Annotated in this window: 15 protein-coding genes; 9 read left to right on the top strand and 6 right to left on the bottom strand. The window is 60.1% G+C overall.

From position 1 onward, the window contains the following. Nucleotides 1-35: 35 nt before the first annotated feature. The 4 genes from K9857_RS12995 to K9857_RS12980 form a co-directional block, all read right to left on the bottom strand. Nucleotides 36-785 (bottom strand): FadR/GntR family transcriptional regulator, encoded by a 750-nt coding sequence (locus tag K9857_RS12995; RefSeq protein WP_224536315.1) that lies wholly within the window; start codon nt 783-785, stop codon nt 36-38. A 195-nt stretch (nt 786-980) separates the two neighbouring features. Beyond that, entirely contained in the window at nt 981-2,708 is a 1,728-nt protein-coding gene (locus K9857_RS12990; protein WP_224536313.1) for an ABC transporter ATP-binding protein/permease, read from the bottom strand. 97 nt (nt 2,709-2,805) lie between these two features. After that, complete coding sequence (locus tag K9857_RS12985) at nt 2,806-3,366, bottom strand: response regulator transcription factor (protein WP_224536312.1); 561 nt, start codon at nt 3,364-3,366, stop codon at nt 2,806-2,808. Beyond that, nucleotides 3,359-4,621, bottom strand: a complete 1,263-nt coding sequence (locus tag K9857_RS12980) for an ATP-binding protein (RefSeq protein ID WP_224536310.1) — start codon at nt 4,619-4,621, stop codon at nt 3,359-3,361. Before K9857_RS12980 ends, K9857_RS12985 begins: the two co-directional genes overlap by 8 nt. Before the next feature lie 331 nt (nt 4,622-4,952). On the opposite strand from K9857_RS12980, the gene K9857_RS12975 reads away from it, so the two are divergent. The 9 genes from K9857_RS12975 to K9857_RS12935 all read left to right on the top strand — a co-directional run bounded on the left by K9857_RS12975 (nt 4,953) and on the right by K9857_RS12935 (nt 16,925). Next, nucleotides 4,953-5,669, top strand: a complete 717-nt coding sequence (locus K9857_RS12975; RefSeq protein ID WP_224536309.1) for an SIMPL domain-containing protein — start codon at nt 4,953-4,955, stop codon at nt 5,667-5,669. A 467-nt stretch (nt 5,670-6,136) separates the two neighbouring features. Next, entirely contained in the window at nt 6,137-7,762 is a 1,626-nt protein-coding gene (locus K9857_RS12970) for an ABC transporter substrate-binding protein (protein ID WP_224536307.1), read from the top strand. Between the two features lie 307 nt (nt 7,763-8,069). After that, nucleotides 8,070-9,671 (top strand): ABC transporter substrate-binding protein, encoded by a 1,602-nt coding sequence (locus tag K9857_RS12965; protein ID WP_224536306.1) that lies wholly within the window; start codon nt 8,070-8,072, stop codon nt 9,669-9,671. Between the two features lie 174 nt (nt 9,672-9,845). After that, nucleotides 9,846-11,279 carry an OprD family porin gene (locus tag K9857_RS12960; RefSeq protein WP_224536304.1) on the top strand — a complete coding sequence of 478 codons (1,434 nt, stop codon included), beginning with the start codon at nt 9,846-9,848 and terminating at the stop codon, nt 11,277-11,279. A gap of 78 nt (nt 11,280-11,357) precedes the next feature. Continuing rightward, on the top strand, nt 11,358-12,953 hold the full coding sequence (locus tag K9857_RS12955) for an ABC transporter substrate-binding protein (RefSeq protein WP_224536303.1): 1,596 nt from the start codon (nt 11,358-11,360) through the stop codon (nt 12,951-12,953). Nucleotides 12,954-13,026: 73 nt separating this feature from the next. Continuing rightward, a complete protein-coding gene (locus K9857_RS12950; RefSeq protein ID WP_224536301.1) occupies nt 13,027-14,037 on the top strand; it encodes an ABC transporter permease subunit in 1,011 nt (336 codons plus the stop codon). An 11-nt stretch (nt 14,038-14,048) separates the two neighbouring features. Next, complete coding sequence (locus tag K9857_RS12945) at nt 14,049-14,978, top strand: ABC transporter permease subunit (protein ID WP_224536300.1); 930 nt, start codon at nt 14,049-14,051, stop codon at nt 14,976-14,978. 10 nt (nt 14,979-14,988) lie between these two features. After that, complete coding sequence (locus K9857_RS12940; RefSeq protein WP_224536298.1) at nt 14,989-15,957, top strand: ABC transporter ATP-binding protein; 969 nt, start codon at nt 14,989-14,991, stop codon at nt 15,955-15,957. Further along, a complete protein-coding gene (locus tag K9857_RS12935) occupies nt 15,957-16,925 on the top strand; it encodes a peptide ABC transporter ATP-binding protein (RefSeq protein ID WP_224536296.1) in 969 nt (322 codons plus the stop codon). Before K9857_RS12940 ends, K9857_RS12935 begins: the two co-directional genes overlap by 1 nt. Before the next feature lie 195 nt (nt 16,926-17,120). Here K9857_RS12935 and K9857_RS12930 read toward each other — a convergent pair whose 3' ends face one another. Further along, the gene (locus K9857_RS12930) at nt 17,121-17,378 is read right to left on the bottom strand and encodes a hypothetical protein (protein ID WP_224536294.1); all 258 of its coding nucleotides are present in this window, start codon (nt 17,376-17,378) and stop codon (nt 17,121-17,123) included. Nucleotides 17,379-17,942: 564 nt separating this feature from the next. Continuing rightward, nucleotides 17,943-19,526, bottom strand: coding sequence for a peptide chain release factor 3 (locus K9857_RS12925; RefSeq protein ID WP_224536293.1), 1,584 nt, complete (start codon nt 19,524-19,526; stop codon nt 17,943-17,945). Nucleotides 19,527-19,642: the final 116 nt, after the last annotated feature.

Genomic DNA, 19,642 nt, shown 5'->3' with positions numbered 1-19,642 from the left:
GATCTGTCAGAAAACAAACAACCAGAGGCCAAACACTACCCCCGCTGCGCCTCAGCCTCTTCATGGGCATGACGCAACCGCTCGCGGCTGTTGGTCAGGTGCAGGCGCATGGCGGCGCGGGCGGCATCGGAATCCTGGCGGGCGATGGCCTCGTAGATTTCCTCGTGCTCGCGGCTCAGGCGATTCATGTAGTGCTGCTGATCGTCATGGGCCAGGCGCGCGGAGTTCAGGCGGGTACGCGGGATGATACTGGTACCCAGGTGGGTCATGATGTCGGTGAAGTAGCGGTTGCCGGTCGCCAGAGCGATCTGCAAGTGGAACTGGAAGTCGGACGCCACGGCATCGCTGGCGTGGGCGACGCTTTCGTTCAGCGCATCCAGCGCCGCGCGCATCAGGCCCAATTGCTCGGCGCTGCGGCGTTGCGCGGCAAGGCCGGCGGATTCGGTTTCGAGGCTGATGCGCAGCTCCAGAACGGCCAACACGTCACGCAGCGTGACCACGGTGGCCGGATCGATGCGAAAGCCGCTCGGGCTCGGCGTGTCGAGCACGAAGGTGCCGATGCCGTGGCGGGTTTCCACCTGGCCGGCTGCCTGCAGACGGGAAATCGCCTCGCGCACCACGGTGCGGCTGACGCCATGGGCATCCATGATCGCCGACTCGGTGGGCAACTTGTCGCCGCGCTTGAGGTGACCGTCGCGGATCTGCTCGGACAGCACCGTCACCAGTTCCTGAGCGAGGCTGCGGCGCTTGCGAGGGAGGCGTGGTGCGTCGTTCGGGTTTTCCATGATGAACATCTGTCTCGAAGAATCGGATGAAATCGCATCATAGCTCAACGCGGTTGTACGATCACCACTGTGCCACCCCTCTCCCTGTAGGAGCGAGCTTGCTCGCGATGGATTCCAGACCACCGCGGGGTGTCAGGATGCCAGCGTCATCGTTGGCGACCATCGCGAGCAAGCTCGCTCCTACAGGGGTTCGAGCTATGCAGTCACGGTCTGATCTACCAAATGCCCGTTGTCGATCCGCACATGCCGCGGGTGGAAGCGCTTGAGGCTGCTGCGGTGGCCGACGCTGACGATGCTCAATCCCGGCAGCTCGTCTATCAATGCCTGGTACAGCGTCGCTTCGTCTTCCTCGTCCATCGCCGAAGTCGCTTCGTCCATATACAGCCACTGCGGTGCGTACAACAGCGCACGGGCGAAGGCCAGTCGCTGCTGCTCACCCGGCGACAGCATGCGCTGCCAGTGATTGGCCTCGTCCAGGCGCCCGATCAGATGCGGCAAGCGACAGGTTTCCAGAACCTGCTCGTAACGCTCGTTCGGGTAGGTGTCGCCGGCTTGTGGATAACTCAACGCCTCACGTAACGTTCCGATCGGCAGGTAAGGCTTTTGCGGCAGGAACAGGTATCGCGCCGCCGGCAGACGAATGCTGCCATGCCCCGCCGGCCATAGATGCCCCATGGCCCGCAACAGCGTCGATTTGCCGCTGCCGGAACGACCGCTTAGCATCACGCGCTCGCCCTCCTCCACGGTCATGTCGGCATTGGTCAGCAGATGACGACCATCGGCCAGATCCAGGCCCAGGTTGTGCACCTTCAATGCATCGCCCTGATTCTGCACATCGATGGCCGGTGCCCGTTGCTCATTGTCGGTCATGGCCTGGCGGAAGCTCAGAAGACGATCGCAGGTCGCGCGCCACGAAGCGAGGCTCTGGTACGCGCTGATGAACCAGCTGAAGTTGTCCTGGACATTGCCGAACGCCGAGCTGATCTGCATCAGCTCACCCAGTTCGATCTTGCCGGCCAGGTATCGCGGCGCAGCCAGAATGAACGGGAAAATCACCGCGGCCTGTTCGTAGCCGGAAGTGAAGAACGTCAGGCGCTTGGACACCCGCATGATGTCCCAGAAGTTGTGCCAGACCATCGAGAAGCGATTGCTCAAGCGGCGATGTTCATTGGGCTCGCCGTTGTACAGCGCGATGCTTTCGGCATTCTCGCGAATGCGCACCATGGAGAAACGCAGGTCCGCTTCGAAGCGTTGCTGGCGGTTGTTCAAGCCGATCAGACGACGACCGATCAGGTGAGTCAGCCAGCTGCCCACCACGGCATATAGCAGAACGCCCCAGAACATGTAGCCGGGAATGGTGATACCGAACAGTTCGATGCTGCCCGAGACACCCCAGAGGATGATCGAGAAAGACACCAGACTGACGATATTGCGCAGCAGACCGATGCCCAGGCTCAGGGTGTCGCTTGTGAAGTTGTTGAGGTCTTCAGAAATCCGCTGGTCCGGGTTATCCGTGTAGCCGCCTTGCTCCAGCTGGTAGTAGTTCTTGTCCGCCAGCCAGCGACCAAAATGCTTCTCCGTGAGCCAGGCACGCCAGCGGATCGTCAGCATCTGCGTCAGATAAAGCCGATATACCGCGCCGAGAATCGCCACGGTAGCAATGCCGCAGAAGTACAGGATCAGCTTCCAGAACGCCGCTTCGTCCTTCTGCTGCAGCGCGTTGTAGAAATCCTTGTACCAGCTGTTGATCCACACCGAAATCGCCACGCTGAACAGCGACAGCGCGATCACCGCGATCAGCAACGTCCAGGCCTTGCCCTTCTCTTCGCTGCGCCAGTAGGGCGTGATGATCGCCCAGACCTTGCGAAAAAACTGCCCGCGCACAGCATCGTTGACCGCGGAATATTCAGCGTTCTGATTCATGGATAAGGCTCGATAGGAAAAAGTACAGGCACGAACCGATCATAGATGATCGGTTCGGATTGTCGCGAGGAACGACCCGCATCTGTTCAGCGCAGGTTCAGCGGCGAACGGGACGTTTCTGCAGTTTGCGCTGCAGTGTGCGGCGGTGCATGCCCAGGGCGCGGGCGGTGGCGGAGATGTTGCCTTCGTGCTCGGTCAACACGCGCTGAATGTGTTCCCACTGTAGGCGGTCCACGGACATCGGGTTTTCCGGCACCAGACTGTCGAGGTCGGCATGTTCGGAGAGCAACGCAGCGAGCACGTCGTCGGCGTCGGCCGGCTTGCAAAGGTAGTTGCAGGCGCCGCGCTTGATCGCCTCCACAGCGGTGGCAATGCTCGAATAGCCGGTGAGAATCACCACGCGCATTTCCGGGTCCATTTCCAGCAGCTTGGGCAGCAGCACCAGGCCGGAATCGCCGTCCATCTTCAGGTCCAGCGCGGCGTAGTCCGGCAGGTCGCCCTGGGCCAGGATCAGGCCTTCTTCGGCGGAACTGGCGGTGCTCACGCGAAAACCGCGGCGAGCCATGGCGCGGGCCATGACCCGGGTAAAGGTCGCGTCGTCGTCGACCAGCAGCAAATGCGGCAGCTCTTCGCCTTCAACCTGGATGTCGTCACTCATGTTCGTCTCCTCGTGCGCCATGGGGCAGACGCAGCTCGGTGAGCGTGCCGCCTTCCTCATGACTATAGAGTTTCACTGAGCCGCCGGCGCGTGTCACGCTGGCCTTGCTCAAAAACAGGCCCAGGCCGAAACCTTTGCCCTTGGTGGTAAAAAACGGCTTGCCGATCTGCTCGGCGATGGCCAGCGGCACACCGGCACCGTGGTCGCGGATGCTGATGGTCAAATCTTCGGGATTCCAGTCCAGGGTAACTTGCAGCCCTTCGGGACAGGCGTCGGCGGCGTTGTTCAAAAGATTCAGCAACGCCTGGGTCAGGTCCGGCGGCGGCGCCATGCGCGGCACCGTGCCCTGGCCCAGGCGCTGGAAGCGGTAACTGGCCTCGGGGCGCATCAGGTGCCAGCGATTGAGCGCTTCGTCGAGCCAGTCGGTAACGTCCTGCATTTCCACCGCCAGACGGCGATTGGCCTCGGCGGCGCGCACCAGCTGCTGCAAGGTCTGCTTGCAGAGCTTGACCTGATCCTGCAGCACACTCAGGTCATCCTGCAGCATCGGGTCGTGATGGTCCTGGCGCATCTCCTTGAGCAATACGCTCATGGTCGCCAGTGGCGTGCCCAACTCGTGGGCGGCGCCGGCGGCCTGGGTCGCGACGGCCAGCAACTGCTGATCGCGCAGGCCTTCTTCGCGGCGAATGGCCCGCAGTTCTTCCTGACGTCGCAATTCTTCGGCCATGCGCGCGGCGAAGAAAGTGATCACAGCCGCCGCCAGGGCGAAGCTCAGCCACATCCCGTAGACCTGCAGGTTTTCCCGGGCGATCGGGAAGGTTTGCAGCGGATAGAAGCGCGCCAGCAGGAGGGTATACATCGTCAGCGCGATGCCCGACAGAATCACCGAATAGCGCCAGGGCAGCGTCACCGCGGCGATGGTCAGCGGCACCAGGTAATAAGAGACGAATGGGTTGGTCGAGCCACCGGAGAAATACAGCAAGGCGCTATGGATAAACAGGTCGCAGGCCAGTTGCACGGCGTATTCAAGCTCGGTGACCGGCCAACTGGTGCGCAGGCGAACCGCCGTGAAGGCACACAGCAGCATCGAGCAAGCCAGGGTCGCGGCCAGCTGGAACCACGGCAGCGGCAGCAGTTCGAGCCAGTAGGCCAGGCCCACGGAGCCAGCCTGAGCAGCCAGGACCAGGATGCGGATGAATGTCAGCCTCCAAAGGTTCTGGCGAGTGGCGGAAGTGATTTGAAGAGGGACGAGCATGAGCTCTCCTGATGAGCGCTCCAGGCGAATCGCTGGGAGTATAACCAAGCACGGGGGCTGACAGGCAAAAGTGCGGCAAAGCGCCACACGCCCCGTTGGTGCCGCCCAACCCACTGTAGGAGCGAGCACGCTCGCGATGGTCGTCAACGATGACGTTGGCTTCCTGACACCCCTCGGTGAATGGGAGCCCATCGCGAGCGTGCTCGCTCCTACAGGGGCCATATACACATGTATAGAAGTTGTAACTGTGCGAACCGGATCAATAAAGCTAGAGTCTGATGGTTTCACGCAGGCACGGACTATTTCCTGCGTATCATCTTTAGGAGCCTTCATGCACACATTCCGCCGCAGCGCCGCCCTTCTCGCCCTGAGCCTTGGCACCGTCGCCAGCCTCCCGGCCCTGGCCGCCGACGAACTTCATTACAATCAGATTTCCCTGCGCGCCGAAGTCAGCCAGGAAGTGGCTCGCGACCTGATGATCGTGACCCTCTACACCGAAGAGCAGAACACGGACCCGGCCAAACTTGCCGCAGACATCAGCACCACCATGAACAAGGCGCTGGCCCAGGCAAAACAGGTCAAGGACATCACCCTGCGCCAAGGCAGCCGCAACAGCTACCCGATCTACGATGCCAAGGGCCAGAAGATCACCGGCTGGCGTGAGCGCGCCGAACTGCGCATGGAAAGCACCGACTTCGCCGCCCTGTCGAAACTCACCGGCGAACTGCTCACCGACCTGAAAATGGGCGGCATGGACTTCGCCATCGCCACGCCAACCCGCAAGGCCAGCGAGGACACCCTGCTCAAGGAAGCCGTGACCGCGTTCAAGGCCCGCGCCCAACTGGCCACCGACGCTCTGGGCGGCAAGGGCTACAAGATCGTCAATCTGAACTTCAACAGCAACGGCTTCCCGCAACCGTACATGCGCGCACCGATGATGATGAAGGCCGCCGGCATGGATGCGGCTCCGGTAACACCGGAAGTCGAAGCCGGCACCAGCCAGGTCTCGATGACAGCTGACGGCTCGATCGAAGTGCTGATGCCCTGATTCGGTAGCGGCATACAAAAAAGGCGATTACCGCAGGGTGATCGCCTTTTTTTCTGCAGACTGCGTCTATGCTCAATCTCGGGACGGGCAGTTCAACCCCAAAAAACGACATTAGTTGCACTTGGTACAACCCACCGGCAAAGACCGGAATTGGTGCAACGATAACCACTCCGATTCAGCCCCACAGGACCGGGTTTAGATAGGTAACACCCACGCCCCGCCCACGGGCAACCCAATGCTTTTTCGCACCAAAAACGTGCACTGAAAGCACCGCAAAAACGCCTCGCAAACGGTCAAATGCGTCAAAAATTACACATATGCGACATTAAGGTACGTCCGTGCCACCGTTTAAGGCTTATAAACGCTCTGCGACTTGCATTGGGTATGGCCCCTGCATAAGTATCCGCAGGCACGACTCACGAGGTCGTCCTCAAAATCAAAAAATGACAACAAATCATGAGGCCACCATGCTCAAACAAGCGGTCATTCCGTTTTTAGTCGGCGCCAGCCTGTTGGCTAGTGCACCGTTCGCTCAAGCTGCGACTAACCTGGTGTTCTGCTCCGAAGGGAGCCCGGCCGGTTTCGATCCAGGTCAATACACCACCGGAACCGACTTCGACGCCTCTGCAGAAACCATGTTCAACCGCCTGACTCAGTTCGAGCGTGGCGGCACCGCCGTTATTCCTGGCCTGGCAACCAGCTGGGACGTCTCCTCCGACGGCCTGACCTACACCTTCCACCTGCGTGACGGTGTCAAGTTCCACACCACCCCGTATTTCAAGCCGACTCGTGAGTTCAACGCCGACGACGTGCTGTTCACCTTCAATCGCATGATTAACAAGGATGACCCGTTCCGTAAGGCGTACCCGACCGAATTCCCGTACTTCACCGACATGGGGATGGACACCAACATCACCAATATCGAGAAAGTCGACGACAAGACTGTCAAATTCACGCTCAAAGACGTCGATGCCGCGTTCATTCAGAACATGGCAATGAGCTTCGCCTCGATCCAGTCCGCCGAGTACGCAGCGCAGCTGCTCAAGGACGGCAAGGCTGCGGACATCAACCAGAAGCCGGTCGGCACTGGCCCGTTCGTGTTCAAGAGCTACCAGAAAGACTCCAACATCCGCTACACCGGGAACAAGGACTACTGGAAGCCTGATGACGTCAAGATCGACAACCTGATCTTCGCTATCACCACCGACCCGTCGGTTCGTATTCAGAAGCTGAAGAAAAACGAGTGCCAGGTCACCCTGTTTCCTCGACCAGCCGACCTGAAAGCGCTGCGCGAAGACAAAGCCCTGAAGCTGCCTGACCAGGCCGGTTTCAACCTGGGTTACATCGCCTACAACGTGATGCCGCAGGTCAAGGGTCAGACTGTTCCGAACCCGCTGGCCGAACTGAAAGTGCGTCAGGCGCTGGACATGGCGGTCAACAAGCAGCAGATCATCGACTCCGTGTACCAGGGCGCCGGCCAACTGGCTGTCAACGCCATGCCGCCGACCCAGTGGTCTTACGACACCACGATCAAGGATGCCAAGTACGATCCTGAGAAAGCCAAGGAGCTGCTCAAGGAAGCCGGCGTTAAGGAAGGCACCGAAATCACTCTGTGGGCGATGCCGGTACAGCGTCCTTACAACCCGAACGCCAAGCTGATGGCAGAAATGCTGCAGTCCGACTGGTCCAAGATCGGCCTGAAGGTCAAGATCCAGAGCTACGAGTGGGGCGAGTACATCAAGCGTTCCAAGGGTGGCGAGAACCAGGCGATGCTGATTGGCTGGAGCGGTGACAATGGGGACCCCGATAACTGGCTGAACGTGCTGTTCGGCTGCGACTCGCTGGAAGGCAACAACTTCTCCAAGTGGTGCTACAAGCCGTTCGACGACATCGTCAAACAAGCCAAGCGCACTTCGGATCAGGCCAAGCGCACCGAACTGTACAAGCAGGCGCAACACATCCTGAAAGATCAGACTCCAATGACACCTATCGCGCACTCGACGGTGTTCCAACCCATGCGCGCCGAAGTGCAGGACTTCAAGATCAGCCCATTTGGCTTGAACTCCTTCTACGGCGTCGGCATCAGCAAGTAAGGTATTGCAACGGCGACGTTTCTGACGTCGCCGTTGCTTTTATCTACCGAGAAAGCAGGAAACCGCCTACATCCTAATCGTCTGTTGCCTACAGCAGCGAGCTAGGACACGTCGTCTTTTCCCACACGTCTTTCGGACTATTCGTATTTACTGCCGAGCTCACGGTTCTTACCGTCGAGACCCGACCAGCTCATGCGTGGGTCATCGGTCACTACTGCTGTACGTCAATGGCTTGAAACCAGTGAGGCCTGCACGTTCCCGGACGGGACGAAGGCTCATTGTCAAAAACTGAACAAGAGGGAGCGTCATGCGCCATACCTTGGTTTTATCCGCATTGCTGGGCACCGGCCTGTTGGCCGCCACCTCCATGAGCCAGGCCGCCAACAACAGCCTGGTGTTCTGCTCCGAAGGCAGTCCCGCCGGTTTCGATACCGCGCAGTACACGACCGCGACCGATAACGACGCCGCCGAGCCGCTGTACAACCGCCTGGCAGAGTTCGAAAAGGGCGCGACCAACGTAGTACCTGGTCTGGCGACCAGTTGGGATATTTCCGAGGACGGCCTGCAGTACACCTTCCACCTGCGTCCAGGAGTGAAGTTTCATACCACCAAGTACTTCACCCCGACCCGCGACTTCAATGCCGATGACGTGCTCTTCACGTTCAATCGCATGCTCGATCCGCAGCAACCTTTCCGTAAGGCCTACCCGACTGAATTTCCGTATTTCAACGGCATGAGCCTGAACAAGAACATCGCCAAGGTCGAAAAGACCGGGCCGCTGACCGTGGTCATGACGCTCAACAGCGTGGACGCCGCGTTCATCCAGAACATCGCCATGAGTTTCGCCGCCATTCTCTCCGCCGAGTACGCCGACAAGCTGCTGGCGGAGGGCAAGCCGAGCGATATCAACCAGAAGCCGATCGGCACCGGGCCGTTCGTGTTCAAGAGCTATCAGAAAGACTCGAACATCCGTTACACCGGCAACAAGCAATACTGGGATCCGAGCCGCGTGAAGCTCGACAACCTGATTTTCGCCATCAACACCGACGCCTCGGTACGTGTGCAAAAGCTCAAGGCCGATGAGTGCCAGATCACCCTGCACCCGCGCCCCGCCGACGTGCCTGCGCTGAAGAACGACACGGCCCTGCAACTGATCGAGAAACCCGGCTTCAACCTCGGCTATATCGCCTACAACGTGCGCCACAAGCCGTTCGACCAGCTCGAAGTGCGCCAGGCGCTGGACATGGCGGTGAACAAGCAAGGCATCCTCAACGCCGTTTACCAGGGCGCCGGCCAACTGGCGGTCAACGCCATGCCGCCGACTCAGTGGTCCTATGACGACACCATCAAGGACGCCGCCTACAACCCGGAAAAGGCCAAGGAACTGCTCAAGGCCGCCGGCGTCAAGGAAGGCACCGAAATCACCCTGTGGGCCATGCCCGTGCAGCGCCCGTACAACCCGAACGCCAAGCTGATGGCTGAAATGCTCCAGGCGGACTGGGCCAAGATCGGTCTGAAGGTAAAGATCGTCAGCTACGAATGGGGCGAGTACATCAAGCGCACCAAGAACGGCGAGCACGACATCAGCCTGATCGGCTGGACCGGTGACAACGGTGACCCGGACAACTGGCTCGGCACGCTCTATAGCTGCGATGCCATCGGTGGCAACAACTACTCCATGTGGTGCGATCCGGCTTATGACAAGCTGATCAAGCAGGCCAAGGTCGTGACTGACCGCGAGCAGCGCACCGAGCTCTACAAACAGGCGCAGCAGTACCTCAAGCAGCAGGTACCGATCACGCCGGTCGCCCACTCGACGGTTAACCAGCCGTTGAGCGCCAAAGTCGAAGGGTTCAAGGTCAGCCCGTTCGGCCGCAACGTTTTCTCGGGTGTCAGCATCGAAAAATAACAAAACCGTGTAGCCAAACGCTGGGGGCGCAATGCGCCCTCACGCAAGCTTGTTGCCGTAATTCGCCTATTCGGCGCAGAGCAAACGTTTGCAAAGCGTAAATGAGTTCCAAAGCAAATAGCCGGATCACCCAATAAGACCGGCATTAAAAAAAGAAAGTAAGGAGCTTCACCCATGAAACTGAGCAGCACTGCGATACTGGCCCTGGCCATCAGCAGCGTGACCGCAACGGCTTACGCTGAAACCCAAAGCCAGGCGTTTACGCCGGTAACTGTTAACGAGAAAAGTGCCCAGGCGGAAGCGACTGGCTTCCTCGAAGGCCAGTCGATCAGCGGCACTACCCGTAACTGGTACGCCAACGAACAACTGAAGCGCGGCGGCACGTTTTCCTACAAGAAAGACGGCGTATCGACCCCGACTGATCGTCGTATCAACTGGGTTCAGGGCACCATCGTCAAGTACAACTCGGGCTTTACCGAAGGCACCGTCGGTTTCAGCACCGAAGTGGCGGCCTACAACGCCATCGCCCTGGATCAGGACCGCAAGGACCTGGCGTCCAACAACGGTGGCGCACCGGGCACTCGTCCAGGCGCTGGCAACAACCGTACCCTGACCCGTGAAGGCGGCGACGCTGTCGGCCAGTGGAGCAAGCTGGGCCTGGCCAACGTCAAGGCTCGCATCTCCAACACCACGCTGACCGCCGGTCGCATGAACTTCAGCAGCCCGATGGTCGACGTCATCGGTAACCGTGCGCTGCCTTCGAGCTTCGAGGGTGTGGCGATCCACAGCGAAGAGCTGAACAACCTGCAATTCGACCTGGCCACCTTCGACCGCAACTCACCGCGTACCGAAGAAAGCCAGCGTAAATTCCGCACCGAATACGCCAACGGCATCGTCGAGACCGATCACGTCTACACCGGCGGTATCACCTACACGCCGTTCGCCAGCCTGACCACCAGCCTCTGGGCCACCCAGGCTGAAGATATCTGGAACCAGTACTACTTCGGCGCCACTCACGTACTGGGCGACAGCCAGGTACTGAGCCTGACCACCGGCCTGAACTACTACAAAACCCAGGACGAAGGTAAGAAGCTGATCGGCGACATCGACAACGACACCTACTCCCTGTCGCTCGGTCTGACCCATCAGGCTCACAGCCTGACCTTCTCGTATCAGGAAGTGAACGGTAACGAGTACTTCGACTACCTGCACGAAACCAACGGTATCTACCTGGCCAACTCCCTGCTGTCGGACTTCAACGGTCCGAACGAGAAGTCCTTCCAGATCGCCTATGGCCTGAACATGGCCGAATACGGCGTCCCGGGCCTGAAGTTCAACATCTATCAGGCTCGCGGCTGGGGCATCGACGGTACTCACTACACCGGCAACGGTGGCGTGGCCGGCAAAGGTTACGACGGCATTCAGTCGATGGATGGCGAAACCCACTACGAATACGGCATCGGTACTTCGTACGCCGTGCAGAGCGGTCCGCTCAAGGCCACCACTATTCGCGCGACCTACACCGCTCACCGCGCCAGCGACAACCAGGCTGATGGCAGCATCAACGAGTTCCGTCTCGTGACCACCATCCCGTTCAACATCCTGTAATGCACCGGCCGAACGGCTGATTCCACGAGGAATCGGCCGTTCGGCTTTTGTCCTTTAACCGATTGCAGAGGGTTCTTGATGAAAATGCTTCCCCTACGTGCGGCCATCGCGGCCGCCTTGCTGAGTGTCGCGGTTGGCGTATCGGCCAAGCCGCTGGTGGTTTGCACCGAGGCCAGCCCCGAAGGCTTCGACATGGTCCAGTACACCACTGCAGTCACAGCCGACGCGGTGGCCGAGACCATCTTCAATCGCCTGGCGGACTTCAAACCCGGCACCACCGATGTGATTCCGGCGCTGGCCGATTCCTGGGACATCAGCGATGACGGCCTGAGCTACACCTTCCACCTGCGTAAAGGCGTCAAGTTTCACACCACCGAATACTTCAAGCCGACCCGCGACATGAATGCCGACGACGTGGTCTGGAGCTTCCAGCGCCAGCTGGACCCGAACCATCCATGGCACAAACTCTCGAGCGTGGGCTTCCCGTACTTTGAAAGCATGGGCTTCAAGGAACTGCTCAAAAGCGTCGAGAAAGTCGACGACAACACGGTCAAATTCACCCTGACCCGTCAGGAAGCGCCGTTCCTGGCAGACATCGCCATGGCGTTCTCCTCGATCTACTCCGCCGAGTACGCCGACCAGTTGCTCAAGGCCAACAAGACCGGCGATCTGAACAGCAAGCCGATCGGCACCGGTCCATTTGTCTTCCAGCGCTACAACAAGGATGCCCAGGTTCGCTTCAAGGCCAACCCGGACTACTTCCGCGGCCAGCCACCGGCCGACTCGCTGATCCTGGCCATCGCCACCGACAACAACGTGCGCCTGCAGAAGCTCAAGGCCAACGAATGCCAGATCGCGCTGTATCCCAAGCCCGATGACATTCCGAGCATCAAGAAAGATCCAAAGCTGAAGGTCGACGAACTGAACGCGATGACCGTTTCGTACATCGCTATGAACACCACGCACAAGTACATGAGCGACGTGCGGGTGCGCAAAGCCATCGACATCGCCTTCGACAAGGAAGCCTATGTCAACGCGCTGTTCGGCAAGGGCAACGCCACCGTCGGCGTCAACCCGTACCCGGACACCCTGCTGGGCTATAACACCGCCCTGAAAAACCCGGCCCGCGACCTGGACAAGGCACGCGCCCTGCTCAAGGAAGCCGGCGTTCCGGAAGGCACCACTTTCACTCTGTTCACCCGCAATGGCGGCGGCCCGACCAACCCCAATCCGATGCTCGGCGCGCAAATGATGCAGGCGGACCTGGCCAAGGTCGGGATCAAGATCGACATCCGCGTGATGGAATGGGGCGAAATGCTCAAGCGCGCGAAAAACGGCGAGCACGACATGGTTTCCGCCGGATGGGCGGGCGATAACGGCGACCCGGATAACTTCCTTACGCCTATGCTCAGTTGCGAAGCGGCCAAGAACGGCGAAAACTATGCACGCTGGTGCAACGACAAATTCCAGGCCCTGATCGATCAGGCCCGGGAAAAGACCGACCCGGCCGAGCGTGCAGCACTGTACGAACAGGCTCAGGTTATTTTTAATCAGGACCAGCCATGGATCAGCATGGCGCACACTAGAATGTTCACCGCAATGCGCAACAACGTAGAGGGCTATCACATTAGCCCTCTCACCACGAATAACTTCGCCACCACCCAGGTGAAGTAAATAAGAAAACTCCCGGCACGCCTGACCCAGGCCTGCCGGGCACGCCTAACCGGCTGATGAGGTACAACCCACGATGTTTAGTTTTATTGCCCGCCGACTGGGGTTACTGATCCCCACGTTCTTCGGCATTACGTTGCTGACTTTCGCGTTGATTCGCATGATCCCGGGCGATCCGGTGGAAGTCATGATGGGAGAACGTCGGGTCGATCCCGAAATGCACGCTCAGGCAATGGAACGCCTTGGTCTGAATAAACCGCTGTATGCCCAGTATCTGGACTACGTCGGCAAACTGGCCCACGGCGATCTGGGTGAATCCCTGCGTACCCGTGAAAGCGTGTGGACCGAGTTCACTTCCCTCTTCCCCGCGACCCTGGAACTGTCCATGGCCGCTCTGCTGTTCGCCGGCATCTTGGGCCTGCTGGCCGGGGTGATCGCGGCACTCAAGCGAGGATCACTGTTCGACCACGGGGTGATGGGCATCTCCCTGGCGGGCTATTCGATGCCGATCTTCTGGTGGGGCCTGATCCTGATCATGTTCTTCTCGGTGTCCCTGGGCTGGACCCCGGTATCCGGGCGGATCGACCTTCTGTATGACATCGAGCCGCGCACCGGCTTCATGCTGATCGACACGCTGCTGGCTGACGAGCCAGGCGCGTTCGCCGACGCCCTGCACCACCTGATCCTGCCGGCCATCGTGCTGGGCACCATTCCGCTGGCGGTGATCGCGCGGATGACCCGTTCGTCGATGCTCGAAGTGCTGCGCGAGGACTACATCCGTACCGCCAAGGCCAAGGGCCTGTCGCCGGCGCGCGTGGTATTCGTCCACGGCCTGCGTAACGCACTGATTCCGGTATTGACCGTGGTCGGCCTGCAAGTCGGCACTCTGCTGGCCGGTGCGGTCCTGACCGAAACCATCTTCTCCTGGCCGGGCATCGGCAAATGGCTGATCGAAGCCATCGGCGCCCGTGACTATCCAGTCGTACAAAACGGCATCCTGTTAATCGCTTGCCTGGTGATCCTGGTCAACTTCGTAGTGGACATCCTCTACGGCTTTGCCAACCCACGCATCCGTCATCAGCGCTGAGGTCAATATTCATGAGCACTCCAACTACTTCCTCAGTAGCCACCGCCGCACCTGCCGCGGATCAAAGCCTGCTGTATCCGTCACCGTACAAGGAATTCTGGCAAGCCTTCGCCAAGAACAAGGGCGCCGTCGCCGGCCTGCTGTTCATGCTGCTGGTGATTTTCTGCGCCATCTTCGCCCCATGGGTTGCCCCCCATGACCCGAGCGAGCAGTACCGCGACTTCCTGCTGACCCCGCCAGCCTGGCTGGAAGGCGGGCAGATTCAGTTCCTGCTGGGTACCGATGAACTGGGTCGTGATTTGCTGTCGCGTCTGATCCAGGGCTCGCGCCTGTCGCTGCTTATCGGTTTGTCGTCGGTAGTGATGTCGCTGATCCCGGGGATCCTGCTGGGTCTGTTCGCCGGTTTCTTCCCGAAAATGATCGGCCCGACCATCATGCGTCTGATGGACATCATGCTGGCCCTGCCCTCTCTGCTGCTGGCCGTGGCGATTGTCGCCATCCTCGGCCCAGGCCTGATCAACACCGTGATCGCCATCGCCGTGGTGTCCTTGCCGTCCTACGTACGTCTGACCCGCGCCGCGGTGATGGGCGAGCTGAACCGCGACTACGTGACCGCAGCGCGCCTGGCCGGTGCCGGCCTGCCGCGCCTGATGTTCGTGACCGTGCTGCCCAACTGCATGGCGCCACTGATCGTTCAGGCCACCTTGAGCTTCTCCTCGGCGATTCTCGATGCCGCCGCCCTGGGCTTCCTCGGCCTTGGCGTACAACCGCCAACCCCTGAGTGGGGCACCATGCTGGCCTCGGCCCGCGACTACATCGAACGCGCCTGGTGGGTAGTGAGTCTGCCTGGTTTGACCATTTTGCTCAGCGTGCTGGCAATCAACTTGATGGGTGACGGCCTGCGCGACGCGCTGGACCCGAAACTCAAGAACGCCGCCTGAGGAGATTCCAATGTCATTGCTAGAAATCAAGAATCTCAACGTTCGCTTCGGCGACAAGAACGCCACGCCAGTCGTCGACGGTCTCGACCTGAAAGTGGACAAGGGCGAAGTCCTGGCCATCGTTGGCGAGTCCGGTTCCGGCAAGTCCGTGACCATGATGGCGCTGATGGGCCTGATCGAGCACCCGGGGATCGTCACTGCCGATTCCCTGAGCTTCGACGGCCAGAACATGCTCAAGCTCAGCAACCGTCAGCGTCGTCAGATCGTCGGCAAGGACCTGGCCATGGTGTTCCAGGACCCGATGACCGCGCTGAACCCGAGCTACACCGTCGGTTTCCAGATCGAAGAAGTGCTGCGCCTGCACCTGAAACTGTCCGGCAAGGCCGCGCGCAAGCGTGCCATCGAACTGCTGGAAAAAGTTGAAATCCCGGGCGCCGCCAGCCGTATGGACGCCTACCCGCATCAACTGTCCGGCGGTATGAGCCAGCGTGTCGCGATCGCCATGGCGATTGCCGGTGAACCGAAACTGCTGATCGCCGACGAACCGACCACTGCACTGGACGTAACCATTCAGGCGCAGATCATGGAACTGCTGCTGGCGTTGCAGAAAGAACAGAACATGGGCCTGGTGCTGATCACCCACGACCTCGCGGTCGTGGCCGAAACCGCCCAGCGCGTGTGCGTGATGTATGCGGGCCAGGCCGTGGAAGTCGGCCAGGTGCCGCAACTGTTCGACATCCCGGCGCATCCGTACAGCGAAGCGCTGCTCAAGGCGATTCCGGAGCACAGCCTGGGCGCCTCGCGCCTGTCGACCCTGCCGGGCATCGTGCCGGGTCGTTACGACCGTCCACAGGGCTGCCTGCTGTCGCCGCGCTGCCCGTACGTGCAGGACAACTGCCGCGCGCAGCGTCCAGCCCTTGACCCGAAAAGCAACAGCCTCGCCCGCTGCTTCTACCCGCTGAACCAGGAGGTGGCGTAATGGCCGTCGTACTTACCGCCCGCGACCTCACCCGTCACTACGAAGTGTCCCGTGGCCTGTTCAAGGGCCACGCCACCGTGCGCGCCCTCAACGGCGTGTCGTTCGAGCTCGAAGCCGGCAAGACCTTGGCGGTCGTGGGCGAATCGGGCTGCGGCAAATCCACCCTGGCCCGTGCTCTGACCCTGATCGAAGAACCGTCCTCGGGCTCCCTGAAAATCGCCGGCCAGGAAGTGGCCGGCGCCGACAAGGCCCAGCGCAAGCAACTGCGCAAAGACGTGCAGATGGTGTTCCAGAGCCCGTATGCGTCCTTGAATCCGCGGCAGAAGATCGGTGATCAACTGGCCGAGCCACTGCTGATCAACACCAGCCTGAGCGCTGCGGAACGTCGCGAGAAAGTTCAGGCGATGATGAAGCAGGTGGGTCTGCGTCCGGAGCATTACCAGCGTTATCCGCACATGTTCTCCGGCGGTCAGCGCCAGCGGATCGCCCTGGCTCGCGCGATGATGCTGCAACCCAAAGTGCTGGTGGCGGACGAACCGACCTCGGCGCTGGACGTGTCGATCCAGGCGCAGGTGCTGAACCTGTTCATGGACATGCAGCAGGAGTTCAACACCGGTTACGTGTTCATCTCCCACAACCTGGCCGTGGTGCAACACGTGGCTGACGATGTGATGGTGATGTACCTCGGTCGCCCGGTGGAAATCGGTCCGAAAGAGGACATCTACGCCCGTCCGCTGCACCCGTACACCCAGGCCTTGCTCTCGGCGACGCCGACCATCCACCCGGATCCGTCCAAGCCGAAAATCAAGATCGTGGGCGAACTGCCCAACCCGCTGAACCCGCCACCGGGCTGCGCGTTCCACAAACGCTGCCCGTACGCGACCGAGCGTTGCAGCGCTGAAGTGCCGGAACTGCGCCTGCTCGACAACCGCCAGGTGGCTTGCCACCACGCGGAGCAGTTCCTGTAACACGGACTGAATATGGTCTGAAAAAATGTGGGAGCGGGCTTGCTCGCGAAAGCGGTGTGTCAGATGACACAAATGTCGACTGACACGACGCCTTCGCGAGCAAGCCCGCTCCCACACTAGATTTGCGTACACCCCGCCCCTTCCAATTCGATTGCGCATCAATCAAGGCAGAAGGGGTTTTCTTTTACCTGCTACCTACGTCTGGCTATCGCCTTCATCCGGATCATCGGAATCCGGCTCATCGGTGGTCGAGTCATCATCACCCGCGCTGCCACCCTGCCCCTTGTCCCCCGCCTCGGAATCGGACGCGGCAATAATCATCCCCGCCTGCCCCACCGACCCGCTCGATGCCTGCGTCTCGTGATCCTCACATTCCGCCCACGCCATCGACGTCCCGAAAGACAGCATCACCAGCACCTTCAACATCAACAAAACCCGAAACAATCTGTTCATCACCGATTCCCTCCTACCAAGGCATGCCAGTCCGGCGCTGAATAAAATCTAGTTCCGAACAGCGCGGTTCTCCAGATAGGACGCTAACGGCCCAGCGGAAATGCCCTGCTTGCAGAGATTGCTTTCGAATAACGATTATTCCAATTTGCACGCAACCAATCTGTAGGAGCCGAGCTTGCTCGCGATGGTGGTCAACGATGACGCTGGGTGCTTGATGCCCCGCGGTGTTCTTTGGTTCATCGCGAGCATGCTCGCTCCTACAGAGTTTTGTGTCGTTCACAGATTTTGTGGCCGGCAAAGGAACCTGTGGGAGCGGGCTTGCCCGCGAAGGCGGTGGCACATCCAACATCCATTCAACTGACATTCCGCATCCGCAGGGCAATGCGATCACCTGTAGGAGCGAGCATGCTCGCGATGGTGGTCAACGATAACGCTGGGGGCCTGATGCCCCGCGGTGTTCTTGCGTTCATCGCGAGCATGCTCGCTCCTACAGAGGATTGGAGTCAGCCAACAAAAAGCCCCGGCGCTTTCGCTACCGGGGCTTTTGGTGTTTCTGGTCGAAGCTTAGTGATGTTCACGCGTTGCGCGGAATTTCACGTCTGGCCAGCGTTCTTCCATCAGGGCCAGGTTGACGCGGGTCGGGGCGAGGTAGGTCAGGTGACCGCCGCCGTCGACAGCGAGGTTTTCCACAGCCTTGTTGGAGAATTCCTCGAGCTTCTTCTTGTCGCTGCAATCAACCCAACGAGCGGAGTACACGGTGATCGGCTCGTAGGAGCACTCGACCTTGTATTCCTCTTTCAGGCGGCTGGCCACCACATCGAACTGCAGCACACCGACGGCACCGAGGATGATGTCGTTGCTGCGCTCGGGGAAGAACACCTGGGTCGCGCCCTCTTCCGCCAACTGCTGCAAACCCTGACGCAGCTGCTTGGATTTCAGCGGATCGCGCAGACGCACACGACGGAACAGTTCCGGGGCGAAGTGCGGAATGCCGGTGAAGCCCAGGGTTTCGCCTTCGCTGAAGGTGTCGCCAATCTGGATGGTGCCGTGGTTGTGCAGACCGATGATGTCGCCTGCATACGCCTCTTCCAGTTGCTCACGCTCGGAGGAGAAGAACGTCAGGGCGTCGCCGATGCGCACGTCCTTGCCGGTCCGCACGTGGCGCATCTTCATGCCTTTTTCGTACTTGCCGGAGCAGATACGCATGAAGGCGATGCGGTCGCGGTGCTTGGGGTCCATGTTCGCCTGGATCTTGAAGATGAAGCCCGAGAACTTCTCTTCCACCGGCTCCACGGTGCGCTCGTTGGCCACCCGTGCCAACGGACGCGGCGCCCAGTCGACCACGGCGTCGAGTACATGATCGACACCGAAGTTGCCCAGCGCGGTACCGAAGAACACCGGAGTCATCTGGCCGTCGAGGAATTCCTGCTGGTTGAACTCATGGCAGGCGCCCTGAACCAGCTCCAGCTGCTCAAGGAAGCGCTCGTACTCATCGCCCAGGTGCGCGCGCGCCTCGTCGGAGTCGAGCTTCTCGATGATCTTGGTCTCGGTGCGCTCGTGACCATGACCAGGGGTGTAAACAATGATGTAGTCGCCAGCCAGGTGATACACGCCCTTGAAGTCGCGGTAGCAACCGATCGGCCAAGTGATAGGCGCCGCCTTGATCTTGAGGACCGCTTCGATTTCGTCGAGCAGTTCGATCGGGTCACGGATATCACGGTCGAGTTTGTTAATGAAGCTGACGATCGGCGTGTCACGCAGACGACAGACATCCATCAGGGCGATGGTCCGTGGCTCTACACCCTTACCGCCGTCGAGCACCATCAACGCCGAGTCCACCGCGGTCAGGGTGCGGTAGGTGTCTTCGGAGAAGTCTTCGTGGCCCGGGGTGTCGAGCAGGTTGATCATGTGCTCGCGATACGGGAACTGCATGACCGACGTGGTAATCGAGATGCCCCGCTGCTTTTCCATTTCCATCCAGTCGGAGGTGGCATGGCGGTCGGACTTACGGGACTTCACCGTACCGGCTACCGCAATCGCCTTGCCCATCAGCAAAAGCTTCTCGGTGATGGTGGTTTTACCGGCGTCGGGGTGGGAAATGATGGCAAAAGTGCGGCGCTTCGCGACTTCGGCGGCCTGTCTGGTCATGGGAAATCGCCTGGCGGTGATCAAAAAAGGGCGGCGAGTATAGCGCAAAGCGGCCTCCACGAACCACCGTTCGCCCGGGGTCAATCGCGATCAGGGGTGGCCAAACGCTTACAAAT

It is taken from the genome of Pseudomonas sp. REP124 (assembly GCF_020164475.1).
Classification (GTDB): domain Bacteria; phylum Pseudomonadota; class Gammaproteobacteria; order Pseudomonadales; family Pseudomonadaceae; genus Aquipseudomonas.
This window is presented reverse-complemented; position numbering and strand designations above follow the sequence as displayed.

Bases quoted from the DNA above. Each gene is read 5' to 3' on its own strand.
- K9857_RS12995 (WP_224536315.1), bottom strand. From the start codon at position 785: ATGGAAAACCCGAACGACGCACCACGCCTCCCTCGCAAGCGCCGCAGC.
- K9857_RS12990 (WP_224536313.1), bottom strand. From the start codon at position 2,708: ATGAATCAGAACGCTGAATATTCCGCGGTCAACGATGCTGTGCGCGGG.
- K9857_RS12985 (WP_224536312.1), bottom strand. From the start codon at position 3,366: ATGAGTGACGACATCCAGGTTGAAGGCGAAGAGCTGCCGCATTTGCTG.
- K9857_RS12980 (WP_224536310.1), bottom strand. From the start codon at position 4,621: ATGCTCGTCCCTCTTCAAATCACTTCCGCCACTCGCCAGAACCTTTGG.
- K9857_RS12975 (WP_224536309.1), top strand. From the start codon at position 4,953: ATGCACACATTCCGCCGCAGCGCCGCCCTTCTCGCCCTGAGCCTTGGC.
- K9857_RS12970 (WP_224536307.1), top strand. From the start codon at position 6,137: ATGCTCAAACAAGCGGTCATTCCGTTTTTAGTCGGCGCCAGCCTGTTG.
- K9857_RS12965 (WP_224536306.1), top strand. From the start codon at position 8,070: ATGCGCCATACCTTGGTTTTATCCGCATTGCTGGGCACCGGCCTGTTG.
- K9857_RS12960 (WP_224536304.1), top strand. From the start codon at position 9,846: ATGAAACTGAGCAGCACTGCGATACTGGCCCTGGCCATCAGCAGCGTG.
- K9857_RS12955 (WP_224536303.1), top strand. From the start codon at position 11,358: ATGAAAATGCTTCCCCTACGTGCGGCCATCGCGGCCGCCTTGCTGAGT.
- K9857_RS12950 (WP_224536301.1), top strand. From the start codon at position 13,027: ATGTTTAGTTTTATTGCCCGCCGACTGGGGTTACTGATCCCCACGTTC.
- K9857_RS12945 (WP_224536300.1), top strand. From the start codon at position 14,049: ATGAGCACTCCAACTACTTCCTCAGTAGCCACCGCCGCACCTGCCGCG.
- K9857_RS12940 (WP_224536298.1), top strand. From the start codon at position 14,989: ATGTCATTGCTAGAAATCAAGAATCTCAACGTTCGCTTCGGCGACAAG.
- K9857_RS12935 (WP_224536296.1), top strand. From the start codon at position 15,957: ATGGCCGTCGTACTTACCGCCCGCGACCTCACCCGTCACTACGAAGTG.
- K9857_RS12930 (WP_224536294.1), bottom strand. From the start codon at position 17,378: ATGAACAGATTGTTTCGGGTTTTGTTGATGTTGAAGGTGCTGGTGATG.
- K9857_RS12925 (WP_224536293.1), bottom strand. From the start codon at position 19,526: ATGACCAGACAGGCCGCCGAAGTCGCGAAGCGCCGCACTTTTGCCATC.